Source organism: Corynebacterium hansenii, from assembly GCF_030408795.1.
Classification (GTDB): Bacteria; Actinomycetota; Actinomycetes; order Mycobacteriales; family Mycobacteriaceae; genus Corynebacterium; species Corynebacterium hansenii.
This window is the reverse complement of sequence record NZ_CP047211.1, coordinates 2,645,709-2,664,938: the sequence shown is the minus strand read 5'-3', so window position 1 is coordinate 2,664,938 and position 19,230 is coordinate 2,645,709. Positions and strand designations below refer to the sequence as shown.

Sequence of the window (19,230 nt, the reverse complement as noted above, 5' to 3'; positions counted from 1 at the left end):
CGCCGATGCGAAAAACGGCACCGCCCCCGCCCCCGGGGGTGACGGCTTCGAGTATCAAGGGACGGGTGGACACCTCATTGACGGGCCCGATCGCCCAGGCCGGGACGATCGCGCTGCTGGCGGCCCCGCTCGCCGTGATGCTCATCCCGCCGAAGAACGCGCGCGGGCGCCGCAATCCCCGGCGCTGGCTCCTGGGCCCCGTCGCCGTGACGGGCGCCGTGGCGTGGGCGATCGTGGGCGGCATCTGGTTCGCGCTCGGCGTCGCCTGGCGGCCGTTCCCCGAGGCGGTGCCCGCGGCGATCTACGTCGCGTCGGCGGTGGCGCTGCACGCGGCCATGCTGGCCGTCGTCAAGCCCCTGGCCACCCGCCGCCGCACCGTGGCCTGGACACTGCCCGTCGCGTTGGTCGCGGTCGTCGCCGCGCTGCTGCAGGCCAACATCTGCTACCAGCTCTACCCGACGGTCGCCTCGCTCGACCCGACGACGATCCCCGACGAGGTGGCCTACGAGGACCTCAAGTCCGTCGGCCAGCGTGACACCGGCGTGGTCACCACCGTCCGCCTGAACAACTCCGCCAGCGGTTTCGCCGCCCGGGAGGCGCACGTCTACCTGCCGCCGGCGTACTTCGACCGGGATCGGCCGAAGCTGCCCGTCATCGTGGTCGTCGCGGGCGTGCCCGGGGCGCCCGCGCAGTGGTTCGACGAGGGCCTGGCGGGGCAGGCCCTCGACTCCTTCGCCTCCGAGCACCGCGGCCGCGCGCCCGTCGTCGTGGCGGTCGACGCCAACGGCGAAACGTTCAAGGACACCCTCTGCGTCGATTCGCCCGCCACGGGCGACAAGGTGGCCACGTACCTTTCGCGGGACGTGCCCGCGGCGGTCGCGGGGCTTTTCGACGTCGACCGGGACCCCGCCAAATGGGCGATCGCCGGACTCAGCCGCGGCGGGTCCTGCGCGCTGCAGACCGCCGTGGCCAATCCCGGCGTGTACCCGACGTTCCTGTCCATGTCCCCGCAGAAGAACCTCATCGACGAAAACCTCGACGAAACCGTGCGCAAGTACTTCAAGGGCGACCGCGCTGCCTATGACGCCGCCGACCCGCTGACCGTCCTGGAGAAGGTCGGAAAGCCCGGCGGGCCCGAGCGCGGCCCCGACATCCACGGCCGTTTCATCGCCGGATTGGACGACGCCGAGGACCGCGACGCCGGGCGCGCGCTGTCCGCCGCCGCCCACGCCGCGGGCATCCCCGTGAGCTACTCGGAGCTGCCCGGAGGCCACACGTGGAAGGTCTGGTCGGCGGGCTTCCGGGACTCCCTGCCGTGGCTTTCCGCCCGATTGGGGTTGACCGGGGAAGGCTGATCCGCCGGGGTCTATGCTCTATGCCCATGCGACCCGAACTTTCCGCGTACAGCCACCTGACGGCGGGCAAGGTCCGCGAGATCTACGAAATCGACGACGACACCCTCCTCATGGTCGTCTCCGATCGGATCTCCGCGTTCGACCACATCCTGGACACCCCCATCCCGGACAAGGGCCGGGTGCTCACCGCGATGAGCGTGTTCTTCTTCGACGAGCTCGACTTCCCCAACCACCTCGCCGGCGCCGCCGACGACGAGCGCATCCCGGCCGAGTCGCTGGGCCGCGCCCTGGTGTGCCGGAAGCTGGACATGCTGCCGTTCGAGTGCGTCGCCCGCGGCTACCTCACCGGGTCCGGTCTGGCCGAGTACCGCGAGTCGGGCACCGTGTGCGGCATCGATCTGCCGGACGGCCTGACCGAGGGGTCGAAGCTGCCGGAGCCGATCTTCACCCCGGCCACGAAGGCCGAGATCGGCGACCACGACGAGAACGTGCCGTTCTCCCGCGTCGTCGAGTCGCTGGGCGAGGAGCGCGCCAACGAGATGCGCGACGCCACCCTGTCCATCTACTCCCGCGCCGCCGAGCTGGCGCTGGAGCGCGGCATCATCCTGGCCGACACGAAGTTCGAGTTCGGACTCGACGAAGAGGGCCGCCTGGTGCTCGCCGACGAGGTGCTCACCCCCGATTCCTCCCGCTACTGGCCGGCCGACTCCTACGTGGAGGGCCAGGTCAACCCGTCGTTCGACAAGCAGTACGTGCGCAACTGGCTGACGTCGTCGAAGTCCGGGTGGGACAAGAACGCCGGCACGCCCCCGCCGCCGCTGCCCGGCGGCGTGGTCGAGGCGACCCGCGAGCGCTACATCGAGGCGTACGAGCGCATTTCCGGCCGCCGCTTCTCCGACTGGATCGGCGACCCCGCGTGACGGGGGCGCAACCGCCCGTCGCCGCCCGCCGCCCGCACGTCCGGGTCCGCCACGGACGCGAGTTCGCCGACGACTACGAGTGGCTGCGCGACAAGGCGGACCCGGAGGTCATCGCGCACCTGAACGCGGAGAACGCGTACACCGACGCGATGACCGCGGATCTCGGCGACCTGTCCGAGGCGATCTTCGGCGAGATCAAGTCCCGCGTGCAGGAGACCGACATGTCGGTGCCGGTGCGCTCGGGTGACTGGTGGTACTACTCGCGCACCCTGGAGGGGAAGTCCTACGGGCTGTCGTGCCGCATGCGCGCCGACGGCGACGACTGGACCCCGCCGGCCATCCCGGACGCCGCGCCGGGCGAGACGGTGCCGGGCGAGGAGATCCTGCTGGACCTCAACGAGTTGGCCGAGGGCCACGAGTTCTTCTCGCTGGGCGCCGCGTCGGTGACCGTCGACGGCAACCTGCTGGCCTACTCCACCGACGTGGTCGGCGATGAGCGGTACACGCTGCGCATCAAGGATTTGCGCACCGGCGAGCTGTACGACGACGTCATCTCCGACATCGCCGCCGGAGCGACGTGGGTGGGCTCCGACTACCTCTTCTACCAGCGCCTCGACGAGGCCTGGCGGCCGGATTCGGTGTGGCGCCATGCCGTCGGCGCGCCGACGTCGGAGGACGTGCGCGTCTTCCACGAACCGGACGAGTCCTACTGGGTCGGCGTGGGCACCACCCGCAGCGAGAAGTACCTGATCTTCGAGGCCGGCTCGAAGATCACGTCGGAGACCTGGTTCCTCGACTGCTCCGACCCGACCGGCGAGCCGACGTGCGTGCGCCCCCGCGAGCGCGGCGTGGAGTACGACGTCGATCACGCCGTCATCGGCGGCGAGGATCTCTGGCTGATCACGCACAACATGACGGGCCCGAATTTCGCGCTCGGCGCGGTGCCCGCGGGCACCTTCGATTCGGTGTCCGACCTGCGCGAGCTCGTCGCCCACCGCGACGACGTCCGCATCGAGGGCGTCGACTGCTTCGCGGGGCACCTGGTGCTGGCGTACCGGTCGGGCGGCATCGGCAGGCTGGCATTGGCCGTGCTTGACGACGACGCCGCCGTGGATTTCTCCGAGCTCGAATTCCCGGAAGAGCTCTACACCGCCGCGTCGGCGGGCAATCCCGAGTGGGAGGCGCCGGTGCTGCGGTTCTCCTACGGCTCCTTCACCACGCCCTCGGAGGTGTGGCAGATCGACGTCGCCACCGGCGAGCGCGAGATGCTCAAGCGCCAGCCCGTCCGCGGCGGGTACGAGCCGGGCGATTACGCGGCCACGCGCCGCTGGGTCACCGCCCGCGACGGCGCGAAGGTGCCGGTGTCGCTGGTGCACCGCGCGGACCTGGATCTCTCGTCGCCGAACCCGCTGCTGCTGTACGGCTACGGCTCCTACGAGGCCCCGATCGACCCGGGCTTCTCCGTCGCCAGGCTGTCGCTGATGGACCGCGGCATGATCTTCGCCATCGCCCACGTGCGCGGCGGCGGCGAGATGGGCCGCGCCTGGTGGGAGCAGGGCCGGGGGCTGGCGAAGAAGAACACGTTCACCGACTTCATCGACGTCGCCGACGACCTGCTCGACGCCGGGATCACCGCCCGCGACCGCATGGTCGCCGACGGCGGCTCGGCGGGCGGCATGCTCATGGGCGCGGTGGCGAACATGGCGGGCGACCGGTTCGCGGGCATCGAGGCCGTCGTGCCCTTCGTCGACCCGCTGACGTCGATGCTCATGCCCGAGCTGCCGCTGACGGTGGTGGAGTGGGACGAGTGGGGCGACCCGTTCCACGAGGAGGAGGTCTACGACTACATGGCCTCCTACGCCCCGTACGAGAACGTCGAGCCGAAGAAGTACCCGCCCATCCTCGCGGTGACCAGCCTCAACGACACCCGCGTGCTGTACGTGGAGCCGGCGAAGTGGATCGCGAAGCTGCGCGAGGTCGCCGGCGGCGTCGAGGGCGCGGGCCCGTTCCTGCTCAAGACGGAGATGAGCGCCGGCCACGGCGGCGTCTCGGGCCGCTACGCGAAGTGGCGCGAGACCGCGTTCCAGTACGCCTGGCTGCTCCGGGCCGCCGGCGCCGCCTGATGGACGTCTACGAGGCCATCGGCCGCCGCCGCGACGTGCGCCGCGAGTTCAGCGGCGGGGTCATCGCCGACGATGCGCTCATGCGCATCCTCGGTGCCGGCCACGCCGCGCCGTCGGTGGGGCTGTCGCAGCCGTGGGATTTCCACGTGGTGCGGCGGCCGGAGCGCCTGCGCGAGTTCGCGGACCACGTGGCGGGGTGCCGCGCCGCTTTCGCCGATTCGCTTCCCGACGACCGCCGCGGCACGTTCGACCCGATCCGCATCGAGGGCATCGTGGAATCGGGCACCGGCATCGTGGTGACGTACGACCCCGAGCGGGGCGGCCCGAACATCCTGGGCCGGCACACCATCGACGACACCGGCCTGATGTCGGTGGCCCTGGCCATCCAGAACATGTGGCTCGCCGCCACGGCCGAACGCGCCGGCATCGGGTGGGTCAGCTTCTACGAGGAAGACTTTTTGGCGGAGTTCATCGGCGTCGCAAAGCCGGTCCGTCCCGTGGCGTGGCTGTGCCTGGGCCCCGTGACGCACCTGGCGGAGGTCCGTGACCTGGAGGCCTTCGGCTGGCGGAAGGGCCTGGCCCTGGACGAGGTCGTGCACTGGGATTAGCCCGGCGTTAGGGCGGGCGTCCCCTGGCCTTCACCGGGAATTCACCCCGCGATGCTTTGCTTGGCCCATGACCGCCGTCTCGCCCGCCCTCGTGGTGTCGGTGTCGGGCATCCGGGATGACCGGCTGCTCGACGCCGCACGTTTCATCGCCGCCCTGGAGTACCGGGGCATCTCGCCGTCTCTGCTGGTCGCGCCGTATCTGGGCGGGGATTGGTCACTGCGGGATTCGCCGGCGGTGCTCGATTGGATCCGGCGCCGGCGCGACGAGGGCGCCGAGATCCTGCTGGCCGGCTACGACCAGTCGGACCGCGGCCGGCGCGGCGAATTTGCCTCGCTCGACGCCCACGAGGCCCGGCTGCGCCTGACCGCCGCGACGCGCCAGATGCGGGCGCTGAGCCTGGAAACCGACATGTTCGCCCCGCCGCGCTGGCTGATGTCGCCCGGCACGCTGGAGGTTCTGCCGGACCTGGGCTTCCGCATCGCCGCCGACCTGCACGGCGTCCACGACCTGGTCACCGGCGCCACCGACCCCACCCGCGTGCTGGCGGTGGGCGAGGGCTTCGGCGCCGCGCGCTGGTGGCGCCGGGCGATGCGCAACTCGGTCAACCGCGCCCTCGCCGACGGCCGGCCGATCCGCATCTCGGTGTCCGCCGCCCGCCTGCGCGACGAGAAGGTGCGCCGCGACATCCTCCGCCTGCTGGACATGGCCATGGCCGCGGGCGTCGCCCCGGCGGGCTACGGCGCGGTGCCCCTACGATGGGCGGCATGAGCGAAGGCAACGGCACCCTCCACGACATTCCCGTCACCACCATCGACGGCCGCGAGACCACGCTGGCGGATTGGGCGGGCCATGTCCTGCTCATCGTCAACGTCGCCAGCGAATGCGGCCTGACCGACCAGTACCGCGCGCTGCAGGAACTTCACGACGAGTTCCACATGCGCGGCTTCTTCGTCCTCGGCTTCCCCTGCAACCAGTTCGGCGGCCAGGAGCCCGGCGACGAGGATCAGATCGCCGACTTCTGCGAGACCAACTACGGCGTCGAATTCCCCATGTTCGCTAAGGTCGAGGTCAACGGCGACGGCGCGCACCCGCTATTCAAGCGTTTGACCGCCTTCGCCGACGCCGACGGCGAGGCGGGCGACGTGGCGTGGAACTTCGAGAAGTTCGTCGTCGACGATTCCGGCGAGATCGTCGGCCGCTTCCGGCCCCGCACCGAGCCCGACGACGACGCGATCATCGAGCTCATCGAGGAGCATCTTCCGGCATAGGCGCCGGCCGCGGGCCGAACTCGGGATCCGGGTCGGCGTCGTCGGGAAGCGGGATCACGTCGATTTCCGGAGCCGGCAGCGGATCCGCCGCCAGCGGCCCCTCCAGCATGCCGGTGGCGCCCCAGCCCATGATGCCGCTGCGGTTGCGCAGGTTCATGCTGGCCAGGCCGACCTTGCCGAATTCGTCGCCGCCGACGGTGACCACCTCGCCGTGCACCGCCACGACCATGTTGACGTGGTGGCCGAACGGCCCCGGGTAGTCGTAGAACACCAGGTCGCCGATCTGCGGCGAGAACTCCGGCTCCGCCGCGGCGTCGATGTAGGCGCCCCGGTCGGCCATCGCCCCGGCGAGCTCGAGGACGTCCGTCACCAACCACGAATTGGGCCGCCCCGGCTGCTCCGCCCGCACCGGCAGCCCCACCTCGTTGAGCACCCACGACACGAATGCGGCGTCCCAGCGGCCCTCCGGATAGCGGCGGTCCGGTCCGGTCTTGGGGGCCACGGTGCTTTCCGACGGGCCGGCCTCCCCGTCGCCGCGCGTGAAGTAGCGGGCGCCGCCGGGCTGTTCCTCGTACTGGGCGCGCGCGATTTCCACGATGCCCTGCTGGTAGAGGGGCCGCTCGGGGTCGGTCTCGGGGAAGGGGCCCCCGCGCCAGGCCAGGAGGTTGACCGGCCCCCACAGCGTCACCGCCGCACCGAAGGCGAACACGAACACGAGCAGCAGGATGGGCCAGGGGGCGAGGCCGAAACGTCGGGGAGGGCGGGCGTCGGTCATGGGCTCAGGATAGCGGCGGCGTGTGCGGTCCCCGCCGCCTAGTAGAGTTGTCCCCGGATATGCGTCCCGCGACCAGGCGGGGCTTCCCACCGAAAAACAGGAGCACTTACGTGGCGCGTGTAGTTGTCAATGTGATGCCCAAGGCGGAGATCCTCGACCCGCAGGGCCAGGCCGTCCACCGGGCTCTGGGGCGCATCGGCGTCTCCGGGGTGTCGGACGTTCGCCAGGGCAAGCGATTCGAGCTCGAGGTCGACGATTCCGTTTCCGACGAGGACCTGAACCGCCTGGCGGAGACGCTGCTGGCCAACACGGTCATCGAGGACTTCGAGGTCGTGCGCGGGGAGGGCAAGTGACCGCCAGGATCGGCGTCATCACCTTCCCCGGCACCCTGGATGACGTCGACGCCGCCCGCGCCGTGCGGCTGGCCGGGGCGGAGGCGGTCGATCTCTGGCACGCCGACGCCGACCTGAAGGGCGTCGACGCCGTCGTCGTGCCCGGCGGCTTCTCCTACGGCGACTACCTGCGCAGCGGCGCGATCTCCGCGCTGGCCCCGGTCATGCGGTCGGTCATCGACGCCGCGGGCAAGGGCATGCCGGTGCTGGGCATCTGCAACGGCTTCCAGATCCTCACCGAGTCCGGCCTCCTGCCGGGCGCCCTGACCCGCAACGAGGGCCTGCACTTCGTGTGCCGCGACCTGCACCTGAAGGTGGAGAACGCCGACACCGCGTGGACGTCGTCGCTGACGGCGGGCCAGGAGATCCTCATCCCGTCGAAGCACGGCGAGGGCCGTTTCCAGGCCGCCCCGGACACCATCCGCGAGCTGGAGGAGGAGGGCCGCGTGGTGTTCCGCTACGTGGAGAACCCCAACGGCTCGATCAACGACATCGCCGGCGTGTGCAGCGCCGACGGCCGCGTCGTGGGCCTCATGCCGCACCCGGAGCACGCCGTCGAGGCGCTGACCGGCCCGTCGCTCGACGGTCTCGAGCTGTTCCTGTCCGCCGTCTCCGCCATCGGCGCGTAAAGGGAGGATCGACATGACCGACAACACCCCGCACGTCAACGTCCACGACGACACCGTCGACAACGCCGCCGCCACCCCGGACGTGGCGCAGCCCTGGGCCGAGCTGGGCCTGAAGGAGGACGAGTACGCCCGCATCCGCGAGATCCTCGGCCGCCGCCCCACCGACGCCGAGCTGGCCATGTACTCCGTGATGTGGTCGGAGCACTGCTCGTACAAGTCGTCCAAGGTGCACCTGCGCTACTTCGGCGAGACCACCACGGACGCCATGAAGGAGAAGATGCTGGCGGGCATCGGCGAGAACGCCGGCGTCGTCGACATCGGCGACGGCTGGGCCGTCACCTTCAAGGTCGAGTCCCACAACCACCCGTCCTACGTCGAGCCCTACCAGGGCGCGGCCACCGGCGTCGGCGGCATCGTCCGCGACATCATGGCGATGGGCGCCCGCCCGGTCGCGGTGATGGATCAGCTGCGCTTCGGCGCGGCCGACGCCCCGGACACGCAGCGCGTGCTGCCGGGCGTCGTCTCCGGCGTCGGCGGCTACGGCAACTGCCTGGGCCTGCCGAACATCGGCGGCGAGACCGTCTTCGACGAGTCCTACGCGGGCAACCCCCTGGTCAACGCCCTGTGCGTCGGCGTGCTGCCGGTGGATGACCTCCACCTGGCGTTCGCGTCGGGCACGGGCAACCGCGTGGTGCTCTTCGGTTCGCGCACGGGCCTCGACGGCATCGGCGGCGTGTCGGTGCTGGCCTCGGACACCTTCGAGGAGGGCGCGGAGCGCAAGCTCCCCGCCGTCCAGGTCGGCGACCCGTTCGCCGAGAAGGTGCTCATCGAGTGCTGCCTGGACCTGTACAAGGCCGGCGTCGTCGTCGGCATCCAGGACCTCGGCGGCGCGGGCCTGTCCTGCGCGGTGTCCGAGCTGGCGGCCGCCGGCGACGGCGGCATGAACGTCAACCTGGACAACGTCCACCTGCGCGCGGAGAACATGACCGCCGCGGAGATCCTGTCGTCGGAGTCCCAGGAGCGCATGTGCGCCGTGGTGAAGCCGGAGGACATGGACGAGTTCATGGCCATCTGCGCCAAGTGGGACGTCATCGCCTCCGACATCGGCGAGGTCACCGACGGCACGAACCTGGTGATCACCCACGGCGGCAAGACCGTCGTCGACGCCCCGCCGAAGACCATCGCCGACGAGGGCCCGACGTACCACCGCCCGTACGCCCGCCCCGAGTGGCAGGACGAGCTGCAGCGCGAGCCGGACCTGGCCCGCCCGTCGACGTCGGAGGAGCTGCGCAAGACCGTCCTCGACCTCGCGGCGTCGCCGGCGCTGTGCTCCCGCGCGCACATCACCGAGCAGTACGACCGCTACGTGCGCGGCAACACCGTCGCCGCGAAGCATTCCGACGCCGGCGTGCTGCGCGTCAACGAGGAGACCGGCCGCGGCGTGGCGCTGTCCACCGACGCCTCGGGCCGTTACACCAAGCTCGACCCGCGCACCGGCGTCCGCCTGGCGCTGGCCGAGGCGCACCGCAACGTCTCCGTCACCGGCGCGAAGCCCTACGCGGTGTCGAACTGCCTGAACTTCGGCTCGCCGGAGAACCCCGACGCCATGTGGCAGTTCGCCGAGGCCGTCCGCGGCCTGGCCGACGGCGCCGCCGAGCTGGGCGTCCCGGTCACCGGCGGCAACGTGTCGTTCTACAACCAGACCGGCGACGAGCCGATCCTGCCGACCCCCGTCATCGCGGTGCTGGGCATCGTCGAGGACGTGGAGAAGGTCATCGGCAACCGCCTCGGCGAGGACGGCGCCGGCGACGAGGTTCTGTACCTCCTCGGCGACACCGCCGACGAGCTGGGCGGTTCGATCTGGCAGCAGGTCGCCCACGATGCGCTGGGCGGCATGCCGCCGGCCATCGACCTGGCCGACGAGGAGAAGCTGACCGAGTTCTTCCACGGCACCATCGAGGCCCGCGGCGAGCACTTCGTCACCGCGGCCCGCGACCTGTCCGAGGGCGGCCTGTCGCAGGCGGTCGTCGAGGCCGCGGTCCAGTCCGGCGTCGGCGTCGAGATTTCGCTTGACGACGTCTCGGCCGACCCGTTCGTGGCCCTGTTCTCGGAGACGGCGTCCCGCGCCCTCGTGGCCGTCCGCGCCGGCGACGCCGCCGAGCTCGAGGCCCGCGCCGCCGAGGTGGGCGTGCCGTTCGCGAAGATCGGCCGCGTGCTGGCCGGCGACGACAAGGTCATCCGCGTCTCCGGCGGCGAGATCTCCTTCGAGATCCCGCTGGCCGAGGCGGAGTCGGCGTGGCGCGATACGCTGCCGAAGCTGTTCGCCCACGCCGCCGGCGCGAACTCGGTGGTGGAGGCGGAGTAGTCTCCGTCGCCGTCGTCGTCGACCGGCTCTCCCGCGGGTGCGGGAGGGCCGGTTTTTTCGCGATGGGTTACGGTGGGGCGCCCCTGGTTCCGTGGCGTGCCGAGGGGTCGTGGGCGTCGCAAAGCAAGGGCATGCACAATCGATGGACCGCGACATTCGACCCGAACAGGAAACGGAGATCACATGAGCGACACCGCCAACCGCAGTAAGAAGGCCGCCCCCGGGATGGTGCCGGCGTTGATTGCGCTGGTGGTGGTCGTGCTCGCGATCGCCGGCGTCGGCGGGTACATGGTGTGGGGCGGGTCCTCCGATTCCGAGCCGGCCAAGGGCGCCGCCTCCGGGGAGGGCGGCACCCCGCACGCGGATCCCGGGTCGGGCGGCGAGGGGCTGAGCTTCCTCGCCCGCCGCGACGAGAACGACCGCATGGCGGTGGGCCCCGTCGACGCGCCCGTGGTGCTGGTGAACTACTCGGACTGGCGCTGCCCGTTCTGCGCGAAGTTCGCCCGCGACATGGAGCCGAAGCTGATCTCCGATTACGTGGAGACCGGGAAGCTGCGCATCGAGTGGCGCGACATGCCGCTCTTCGGCGGCGACTCGAAGTTCGCCGCCCGCGCCGGCCGCGCCGCCGCCGAGCAGGACAAGTTCCACGATTTCCACCGCGTGGTCATGGCCGCCGCCCCCGAGCGCGGCCACGCGGACCTGGACGAGCAGGCGCTGATGTCCTTCGCCGAGGAGGCGGGCATCCCGGATCTGGAGAAGTTCCGCGCGGACATGCTGTCGGATCGTTTCGATGAGGCGATCGACAAGGATGCCGAGGAGGGTTCGCTGTACGGCGTGAATTCGACGCCGACGTTCATCGTGGGCAAGGGCGCGATCGTGGGGGCGCAGCCGCTGCAGACGTTCATCGACGCCATCGAGTCCCAGCTGCCGGCCGGGGCGGGGGAGTAGCGCGTGGGGGTCGGTTCGATCGGTTTCGCCGGGGCGTTCCTGGGCGGGTTGCTGTCGCTGCTGAGCCCCTGTTCGGCTCTGCTGCTGCCGTCGTTTTTCGCGTACGCCTTCGACGGCGTGGGCAAGCTGGTGCAGCGCACGGTGGTGTTTTACCTGGGCATGATCGCGGTGCTCGTGCCGATGGGCGCGGGCATCGGCGCCGTCGGGTCGCTGCTGACCATTCATCGCGCGACGGTGACGTTGGTCGCGGGCCTGGTGGTCATCGCGCTCGGCGTGTTCACGGCGCTGGGGGGCGGGTTTCGGTTCGGCGGGAGTTTGGGGCCCGATGCCGGGGCGACGGCGAAGGGCACGGGCGTGTTCAACGTCGCGGTGCTTGGTGCGGTGTACGGCTTGGCGGGGTTCTGCTCGGGGCCGCTGCTCGGCGCGATTTTGACCGTCGCGTTGGCGGGCGGTTCGACGGTGCAGGGCGGCGTGCTGATGGCGGTGTACGCGTTGGGCATGGCCGCGCCCCTTCTGGTGATGGCGTTGCTGTGGGAGAAGTTCGACCTCGGTTCGCGGTCGTGGCTGCGGCCGCGGACGGTGAAGGTCGGGCCGGTGCGCACGAATTCGCTGTCGCTGATCGCCGGCGTCGTGTTGGTCGCGTTGGGCGTGCTGTTCATCGTGACCGGCGGGACGGCGGGCCTCGGCGGCGCGACGACCGTGGACCAGCAGTTCGCCATGCAGGAATGGTTGGCCAAGGCGTCGGGTGCGGTGTCCGATTTGTGGGTCCTGCTCGGCGTGCTCGTGCTGGTCGCGATCGGCCTCGTCGTGTACCTGCTCCGTGCTCGGCGTGCGGGTGCGGGTGCCGGCGCCGATGAAGGCGGAGCCGACGATGCCTCTGACGCCGACGCCGGCACCGGTTCCTCGGCTTCCCGGGCACGCGGCACGTCCGCGGAATAGAGGCCTCGGGGTCAACGGTCCTTGGGGCGGGGCCGCCGGGTGTCGCCGGTCGCCCCGGCTTCTGGGGTCGCCGAAGCTCGCCGGGCCCCGCGTCCAGTTCGCGGCTCGTCTTCGCCGGCCTTGGTTTTGGGTTTCGGGTTGCCTGAATTCGCCTGCCCAAGGATTGGCCTGCCCCGGGCCGGGCGGTGCCTTTCCGGTTCCGTGCATCAGGCTTCTCCATGGGAACGAGTGCATCGGTAGCCTCCATCGGGCCGCCACCGGAATCACCGCCTCCATCGGAACGGCCACAACAGGCGCGACATCAGAAGGGCCACATCAGGCACCATCAAAAGGGCACCGTGGGGTCCGGCCCCAACGGCCGCGGCGCCTCGGGCACCGACGCCGGCTCCGTGTCGTCCTCCGTGCACGGCCACCCATCATCGGTCGCATCGACCACCGCCCGCGCATCCCCGGCTACCACCGGGTCCGGTGAATTCAACGGCCCGGCAACGAACTCCTCCATCTCCCGCTCATACTTCGCGGTTTTCCTGGCGTGTTCCCGCAAGGCCGCATCAACTTCGGCTCGGTCCATCGCCTCCCGTGCCTCCGCCGCCGCGCGCATGCGCTTGTCGTTGTCGGCGCGGATGGTCTTCGCCAACCTCGCCGCCCGCTGATCGAAGGTCTGGCGTTTGATGTGGGCGATCGGCCCATGCGGCACCGTCGTCGCCTGCACCTCACCGGTGTGGTCGCTCCACGTCACCGACGCGTCGTCGTGCATCACCGCATGCCAGTGCCTGCTGGTCTTGAGGTTGTGGTGGTGCTGGCACAAACACTGCAGATTCCACGTCGCCGTCACACCCAAACCGTTGGCGGCGTTGCCGGCGACGAACCCACCGGCATGCTCATGGGCGTGGCCACAGTGGTCGTGGTCGTGGCCGCAGCCGCCATGGTCGCCGTGACCGTGGCTGCAGTGATCATGCCCCTGGCCCGCGGTGTTGAACAGCGGGTTATCCACCAATCCGGCGTGGTCGAGGTTCGGGTCGTAGTTGACGACATGATCGATCTGGCACCTATCCGCCGGCACCGAACACCCCGGAAACCGGCACCCACCATCCCGACCACGAACCCTCGCCTTCTGCGCCTCGGTGGGCACATACCCACCCGTGACCGAATCACCCGACAACCGCACCGCGGTGGCGCGCTCCAACCACTGCTTTGTCACGTAGGTCGGCAACCACCCGGCACCGTCCAACCACAACCGAAGCTCCCCCTCATCGGTGACCCCACCATCGGCATACACATTCAGCGTCACGTTCGCCCCGCCGTGATCGCCGCGGCACAAGTGCATGAGCGCATCGGCGAGGGTGCAGGCCTCCCCGGCGTTGAGGCGGGCATCCCGGATGGCGCGGACGGTGGCGTCGAACTCGGCCAACCGATCCTTGCGCAACACCACCTCCACGCACCCGTGATCACCGGGGGAGTCCCGGTCGGCGACGTACCCCTCCGAGGCCGGTTGTTCTGCGTCGTCGTCGGGTGGGGTGGAGATCGGTTCGATCTCCTCGACGATGCGGGCCAGGTGCCGGGCGAAGACCCTGATGCCGGGAAGCGCCTGGAAATCCCGCCGGGGCGTGAGGTACTCCAAGAACTTCGCCTCTACCTCTTCGAGGTGGTCGTCGGTGACGGCGATGATGGCGGCGGCGATTTTCACCAGGTGCCCCATCGGCACCACACCGCCGACACAGAAGGCCCGGATTCTCGGCATGCGGTGGAGCATCACCCCGACGTCGCAGTACTGCATCGCCCGCACCTTGCCCGCACCGATGCGGGTGGCGATGGTCGCGGCGTGGGAATCGACGTCCGTGCCACCGTCGGGTGTGCAGGCAATCGCCATGTCGACCTCGGCGATGTTGCGCTCACGGGCCAGGCAGGCCAACGCATCATCGGTGCGTTCGGTGACCCACCGCTTGCGCGACAGGGCCTCCGGTTCGGTCGACTGATGCGACGGGCATTCCTGCTGGCCGCCGGCCTGGCCATCCTGGCCATTTTGATCAGCTTGATCGGCCTGGTCTACGGCGTCGGGCGTGTCCCACCCAACGTTGTCGGGCGGGTGGGCGTGGTGGTTGCGGTGGTGGTCCGGACAGTTGTGCTCATCGTCGTTTGCATCGGATGGAACATGGTCGAAAGCCATGTCGATTCCCCCACGGTGGCGAAAAGAAACTGGAACTGCAACGTCAACGGGAAACCCTCGAGTTCCCCCTGTGGAAGCCGGCCCATTATCCCCATCCCGCTTCACCACAGATGATACACGTGTTCGACCGATATTGCTCGAACATTGCGTCACGGTTTCGCTTCTTTTCGCACCATGGGGCACTTTCGCACCACGCGGGGTGGCGCTCGAGCGGCTCGCACGTATCGGCGACTAAAGGGTGGCTGGAGGGCGCTGGGGCCATGTGGGTGCACGTCGTCCGCGCAGGGTCGCGGGCGCTGCGGGTCAAGTGCGCTTGCCTCTTTGGCGGGGTTTCGGCCGCCCGCCTGAATGGCTGGACGGCGTTGCGGGCCACGCGGGTTGGCGTCGTCCGCGCGGGAATGCGGTCGTCCACGGGGCGGGGGCTCACATCGAAATGGTGGCGGCTCAGGACGGCACCGCAGGAGCACGCCGATCGCATCGCGATGGCTTCGCGACGTGAGGGCGGCTGCACGCCACGGCCACGTCGCGCACCGCGCCCCTCGCCTCCCACGCCGGCCCGTCGCAAAGCCAGCCCCCGCGCGTACCCTGGGCGCAGCACGCACAGGCGCCGCAGCCCACACCCCCGACGAACGGAGCGACGATGCCCGACAAGCCCACGGTCTACTTCCTCTGCAACACGAACAGCGGAAAGTCCCAGATGGCGGAGGCCATCATGCGCCTGCGCGCCGACGAAGCCGGCCGCGACATCGACGTGATCTCGGCGGGCGTCACGCCGGGCGACGCGATCAACGAGGGCTCGGCGGCGTCGCTGTCGAAGATCGGGGCCGACATGACCTGCGGCAACCCGAAGGCCATCGACGCCGACGCAATGCGCGCGGCCGACCGGGTCATCGTCGTCGGCGGCGCCGAAATCCCCGTCCACGACGGCATGAAAACCACCGTCGAACGCTGGGAAGTCGACGAACCCAGCCGCCGCGGCATCGAGGGCGAGGAACGGATGGACCTCATCCGCGACGAGATCGACGGGCGGGTCAGGAAGCTTCTCGACGAGCTGTAACCGCCGCAGCGGCCGAAATCGCCCGGGCCACCGACACGATGGCCACCACCCCCACGGCCAGCGACAGACGCTGCCACAGGCCCAGCCACAGGTTCGGCCCGCCGAACTCGTTGAGCCCGGACGTCACCGCCACCGCCGCCAGCAACGCCAGGAACACCCCGGCCAGCACGCGGCGGCCCAGCAGCCACAGCCCGACGCCCACCAGCGCCATCCCCACCGCCGCAGTCGACGAGCAGATCGAATGGACGAGCACGTCCGTCTTCTCGGCATCCGTCAACGTCGCCGAGGCGCCGGGGCCGACGGTGGTCACGGTGGGCATGCGGAAAATCGAGTCGGCGATGGTAGCGGCACCCCACACCCAGAAACCGGCCGGAACCGCCGCCGATCCCCACGTCACCCCGCCGCGCCACGTCAGCGCCGCGGACAGGGCACCCAAAACCACCAGGAGCGTCCCCGACACGGTGTCCAGGCGCGCGAACAGGTCACCGTGGGGCTCCGTGCGCGCGGCCAGCTCCGACGCGAAGGACATCAGCGGATCCACCCCGTTGGGCAGGAACGCCTCCATCATCCACCCCGAATAGATCACGGCCACCACGGCGGCGAGGGCGATGAGGGAGACGCGGGCCGTCGTCAAGCGAGAAGGGGACACCTCAGACCCGGCCCAGGGGCCCCACCAGCGGCAGCGGCTGGTAGGCGTCGCGCAGTTCCTTCAGCGACAGGTCGTGGGCGTGCAGGCGCTTGTCCTCGTCCGTGGTCGGCTGGAAATGGGGGACCGGCTGCGGCTTGAAGTCGTCGTCGATGGCCACGTACGTCATCGACGAATGCAGCGCCAGCTGCAGGCCGCCGCGGCCCTTGCGCGGCTCGCCCGAATGGACGTGGACGCTCATGTGCATCGACGTCGTGCCGGTGCGCAGGATCCGCGCGCGGACCTCGACCAGATCGCCGATGTGGATGGGCTTGTAGAACCGCACGCCGCCCGCGTACACCGCGATGGTCTGGCGGCCGGCCCAGTTCATGGAGCACGCCGACGCGGCTTCGTCGATCCACTCCATCGCCGTGCCGCCGTGGACGTTGCCGCCCCAGTTGACGTCGGTCGGCTTGGCCAGGAAGCGCGTGACCAGCTCCGGGGCCGAGGAATCGGCGGTGTACGTCTGGGCGCGCATGGCGGCCTCGATGTCGCGGCGCAGGTCGAAACGGGAAATGGCGGCGTCCTTCGCGCGCTTCTCCTCGTCGGTCTGGGGCTCCCACGGCGGCACCGGGGTGGGCTTCCCGTTCTCGTCCATGGCCACGAAGATGACCAGGCAGTCGGCGGCGCGGGTGAACTCGCCCTCGCGAGGGTCGCGGGAGAGGACCTCGTTGACGATGTGCATCGACGTGCGGCCCGTGTACGCGATCTTGGAGCGGACCTCGACCATGTGGCCCGACGGGATCGGCCGGTCGAAGTGGATGTGGCCGAAGTAGGCGGTCACGCAGTACTCGCCGGACCAGCCGGTCGCGCAGGCGTAGGCCGCCTTGTCGATCCACTGCAGCACGCGGCCGCCGTGGACGCTGTTGGAGCCGGCCATGAGCACGTCCGTGGGCGCGGCGAGGAAGCGGAGGGTCACCGAAGGCGAAGGCATGCCGTCAACAATAATGCGGGGCATGGCGAAGAAGGTCGATCCCGTGGAATTGAGGGAGGCCATGGCCTCGGTGGAGGCCTGGCTGCTTGACGACGGCCCGTCGTCCCCCCGGCCCGGCCGCGCCGAATTGGCCAGGGCCGTCCGGCTGTCGGCGCGGATGCTCGCCCAGGAGGCGCCCGGCCACAGCGTCGAACTCCGCGTGCCCCCGTTCGCGGCCGTCCAGTGCATCGAGGGGCCGAGGCACACGCGCGGCACGCCGCCCAACGTCGTGGAGGTGACGCCGCGGACGTGGCTGCGGATGGCGCTTGGCCTGGTCGGCTTCGACGAGGCCCGGGAACGCGCGGGGGAGGAGCCGGGCGAGTCGATGGAGGTGTCGGGCACCCGCGCGGGGGAGCTTTCCGGGCATCTTCCCGTGTGCCGGTTGGGGTGAGGGGCGGCGACCGGTTTGGTCTGCGCCCCGGCGGCCCGACTATCCTTGTCGGCGTGGCCGATCCCCTGAACTACGGTTCCCCCGTCCCGGCGTCAACCCAGTCACCCGCCTCCCCGTTCGACGATCACGGGGAGCAGCCGCCCCGCGAAGAGTGCGGGGTGTTCGGCGTCTGGGCGCCCGGCGAAGACGTCTCCAAGCTCACCTACTACGGGCTGTTCGCCCTGCAGCACCGCGGCCAGGAAGCCGCCGGCATCGCGGTGGGCGACGGCGACCAGATCCTGGTCTTCAAGGACCTGGGCCTGGTGTCGCAGGTCTTCGACGAGCAGTCGCTCGACGCCCTCAAGGGGCACATCGCGGTGGGGCACACGCGGTACACCACGGCCGGTTCGCCGTCGTGGGAGAACGCCCAGCCCATGTTCCGCATGGCGCCGGATGGCACCGACATCGCCCTGGGGCACAACGGCAATCTGATCAACCACGTCGCGCTGGCGGAGGAGGCCGCGGGCCACGGGCTCGTCGACCTCCGCGACAACTTGCCCAGCGACTCCGACATCATGTGCGCCCTGCTGGCGCACGAGACCGGGCTCATCGCCGAGGAGCGGCGGGACGAAGAGGACGTCGCCCACAACGGCACCGTCGTCGAGGCGGCGGCCCTGCGCCTGCTGCCGCGCCTGGAGGGCGCGTTCTGCCTGACCTTCACCGACGGAGAAACCCTCTACGCCGCCCGCGACCGGCAGGGAGTGCGCCCGCTGGTGCTGGGCCGCCTGGCCAACGGGTGGGTCGTGGCCTCGGAGACCTGCGCCCTCGACATCGTCGGCGCCTCCTTCGTCCGCGAGATCGAGCCGGGCGAGCTGGTGGCCATCGACGCGTCGGGCGTGCGCTCCAGCCGCTACGGCGACGCCGCCCACAAGGGCTGCATCTTCGAGTACGTCTACCTCGCCCGCCCCGACTCCGTGATCCGCGGCCGCTCCGTCAACGCCGTGCGGCTGGAGCTCGGCCGCCAGCTGGCGCGCGAGTTCCCGGCCGAGGGCGACCTGGTCATCCCGGTCCCCGAATCCGGCACCCCCGCCGCGGTGGGCTACGCCCAGGAATCGGGCATCCCCTTTGGCCAGGGCCTGACCAAGAACGCCTACGTCGGCCGCACCTTCATCCAGCCGTCGCAGACCATCCGCCAGCTGGGCATCCGGCTGAAGCTGAACCCCCTGAAGGAGGTCATCGCCGGCAAGCGCCTGGTGGTCGTCGACGACTCCATCGTCCGCGGCAACACGCAGCGGGCGCTGATCCGCATGCTGCGGGAGGCCGGGGCGGCGGAGGTGCACGTGCGCATCGCGTCGCCGCCGGTGAAGTGGCCGTGCTTCTACGGCATCGACTTCGCCTCGCCGGGCGAGCTCATCGCCAACGGCCTGCCGGAGCGGGACCTGGTGGACGGCATCGCCACGGCCATCGGCGCGGACACGCTGGGCTTCGTGTCCGTCGACGGCATGACCGAGGCCTCCGAGCAGGCGCCGGAGGAACTGTGCCGGGCGTGCTTCGACGGCGCGTACCCGCTGGGGCTGCCCGCCGGGGACGCCAACGCGGAGGCCGTCCAGCGCATGCAGGCCACCCAGCCCTGATCGGCGCCGGATACCCTGGCG

At 70.5% G+C, this 19,230-nt stretch carries 18 protein-coding genes; 14 read left to right on the top strand and 4 right to left on the bottom strand.

Annotated features, from left to right (window positions below):
- The first annotated feature begins 65 nt into the window (after positions 1-65).
- The 6 genes from CHAN_RS11815 (at position 66) to CHAN_RS11790 (ending at position 6,275) form a co-directional block, all read left to right on the top strand.
- Entirely contained in the window at positions 66-1,355 is a 1,290-nt protein-coding gene (locus CHAN_RS11815; RefSeq protein WP_290290006.1) for an alpha/beta hydrolase, read from the top strand.
- A 26-nt stretch (positions 1,356-1,381) separates the two neighbouring features.
- Complete coding sequence (locus CHAN_RS11810; RefSeq protein WP_290290004.1) at positions 1,382-2,275, top strand: phosphoribosylaminoimidazolesuccinocarboxamide synthase; 894 nt, start codon at positions 1,382-1,384, stop codon at positions 2,273-2,275.
- Positions 2,272-4,398 (top strand): S9 family peptidase, encoded by a 2,127-nt coding sequence (locus tag CHAN_RS11805; RefSeq protein ID WP_290290002.1) that lies wholly within the window; start codon positions 2,272-2,274, stop codon positions 4,396-4,398. The genes CHAN_RS11810 and CHAN_RS11805 overlap by 4 nt, the downstream gene beginning before the upstream one ends.
- Positions 4,398-5,006, top strand: a complete 609-nt coding sequence (gene bluB, locus CHAN_RS11800) for a 5,6-dimethylbenzimidazole synthase (protein ID WP_290290000.1) — start codon at positions 4,398-4,400, stop codon at positions 5,004-5,006. The genes CHAN_RS11805 and bluB overlap by 1 nt, the downstream gene beginning before the upstream one ends.
- A 67-nt stretch (positions 5,007-5,073) precedes the next feature.
- Entirely contained in the window at positions 5,074-5,775 is a 702-nt protein-coding gene (locus tag CHAN_RS11795; RefSeq protein ID WP_048744134.1) for a DUF2334 domain-containing protein, read from the top strand.
- A complete protein-coding gene (locus CHAN_RS11790) occupies positions 5,772-6,275 on the top strand; it encodes a glutathione peroxidase (protein WP_290289996.1) in 504 nt (167 codons plus the stop codon). The genes CHAN_RS11795 and CHAN_RS11790 overlap by 4 nt, the downstream gene beginning before the upstream one ends.
- On the opposite strand, the gene CHAN_RS11785 is transcribed toward CHAN_RS11790, so the two are convergent.
- Positions 6,250-7,050: a CHAP domain-containing protein gene (locus tag CHAN_RS11785; RefSeq protein ID WP_290289993.1), complete on the bottom strand. Its 801-nt coding sequence runs from the start codon at positions 7,048-7,050 to the stop codon at positions 6,250-6,252. The two genes, CHAN_RS11790 and CHAN_RS11785, sit on opposite strands and share 26 nt — an antisense overlap.
- A 110-nt stretch (positions 7,051-7,160) precedes the next feature.
- On the opposite strand from CHAN_RS11785, the gene purS reads away from it, so the two are divergent.
- From purS to CHAN_RS11760, 5 genes are all read left to right on the top strand, one after another.
- Positions 7,161-7,403: a phosphoribosylformylglycinamidine synthase subunit PurS gene (gene purS / locus CHAN_RS11780; protein ID WP_082144605.1), complete on the top strand. Its 243-nt coding sequence runs from the start codon at positions 7,161-7,163 to the stop codon at positions 7,401-7,403.
- Positions 7,400-8,071 carry a phosphoribosylformylglycinamidine synthase subunit PurQ gene (gene purQ, locus CHAN_RS11775; RefSeq protein WP_048744141.1) on the top strand — a complete coding sequence of 224 codons (672 nt, stop codon included), beginning with the start codon at positions 7,400-7,402 and terminating at the stop codon, positions 8,069-8,071. Before purS ends, purQ begins: the two co-directional genes overlap by 4 nt.
- 13 nt (positions 8,072-8,084) lie before the next feature.
- Positions 8,085-10,436: a phosphoribosylformylglycinamidine synthase subunit PurL gene (gene purL / locus CHAN_RS11770; protein WP_290289987.1), complete on the top strand. Its 2,352-nt coding sequence runs from the start codon at positions 8,085-8,087 to the stop codon at positions 10,434-10,436.
- Between the two features lie 183 nt (positions 10,437-10,619).
- Entirely contained in the window at positions 10,620-11,384 is a 765-nt protein-coding gene (locus CHAN_RS11765) for a thioredoxin domain-containing protein (protein ID WP_290289984.1), read from the top strand.
- Between the two features lie 3 nt (positions 11,385-11,387).
- Positions 11,388-12,323, top strand: coding sequence for a cytochrome c biogenesis CcdA family protein (locus CHAN_RS11760; RefSeq protein WP_290289982.1), 936 nt, complete (start codon positions 11,388-11,390; stop codon positions 12,321-12,323).
- Between the two features lie 325 nt (positions 12,324-12,648).
- On the opposite strand, the gene CHAN_RS11755 is transcribed toward CHAN_RS11760, so the two are convergent.
- The gene (locus CHAN_RS11755; RefSeq protein ID WP_290289980.1) at positions 12,649-14,643 is read right to left on the bottom strand and encodes a hypothetical protein; all 1,995 of its coding nucleotides are present in this window, start codon (positions 14,641-14,643) and stop codon (positions 12,649-12,651) included.
- 487 nt (positions 14,644-15,130) lie between these two features.
- Here CHAN_RS11755 and CHAN_RS11750 point away from each other — a divergent pair, with 487 nt between their 5' ends.
- Positions 15,131-15,547 carry an arsenate-mycothiol transferase ArsC gene (locus tag CHAN_RS11750; protein WP_048742548.1) on the top strand — a complete coding sequence of 139 codons (417 nt, stop codon included), beginning with the start codon at positions 15,131-15,133 and terminating at the stop codon, positions 15,545-15,547.
- On the opposite strand, the gene CHAN_RS11745 is transcribed toward CHAN_RS11750, so the two are convergent.
- Together CHAN_RS11745 and CHAN_RS11740 are read right to left on the bottom strand one after the other, a co-directional pair.
- Complete coding sequence (locus CHAN_RS11745) at positions 15,522-16,181, bottom strand: DUF998 domain-containing protein (RefSeq protein ID WP_290289977.1); 660 nt, start codon at positions 16,179-16,181, stop codon at positions 15,522-15,524. The genes CHAN_RS11750 and CHAN_RS11745 overlap by 26 nt on opposite strands.
- A gap of 16 nt (positions 16,182-16,197) precedes the next feature.
- On the bottom strand, positions 16,198-17,166 hold the full coding sequence (locus CHAN_RS11740; protein ID WP_377748489.1) for an acyl-CoA thioesterase: 969 nt from the start codon (positions 17,164-17,166) through the stop codon (positions 16,198-16,200).
- A 22-nt stretch (positions 17,167-17,188) separates the two neighbouring features.
- On the opposite strand from CHAN_RS11740, the gene CHAN_RS11735 reads away from it, so the two are divergent.
- Together CHAN_RS11735 and purF are read left to right on the top strand one after the other, a co-directional pair.
- The gene (locus CHAN_RS11735; protein ID WP_290289972.1) at positions 17,189-17,596 is read left to right on the top strand and encodes a sterol carrier family protein; all 408 of its coding nucleotides are present in this window, start codon (positions 17,189-17,191) and stop codon (positions 17,594-17,596) included.
- A 53-nt stretch (positions 17,597-17,649) separates the two neighbouring features.
- Positions 17,650-19,209, top strand: a complete 1,560-nt coding sequence (gene purF / locus CHAN_RS11730) for an amidophosphoribosyltransferase (protein WP_290289970.1) — start codon at positions 17,650-17,652, stop codon at positions 19,207-19,209.
- The last annotated feature ends 21 nt before the right edge of the window (positions 19,210-19,230 follow it).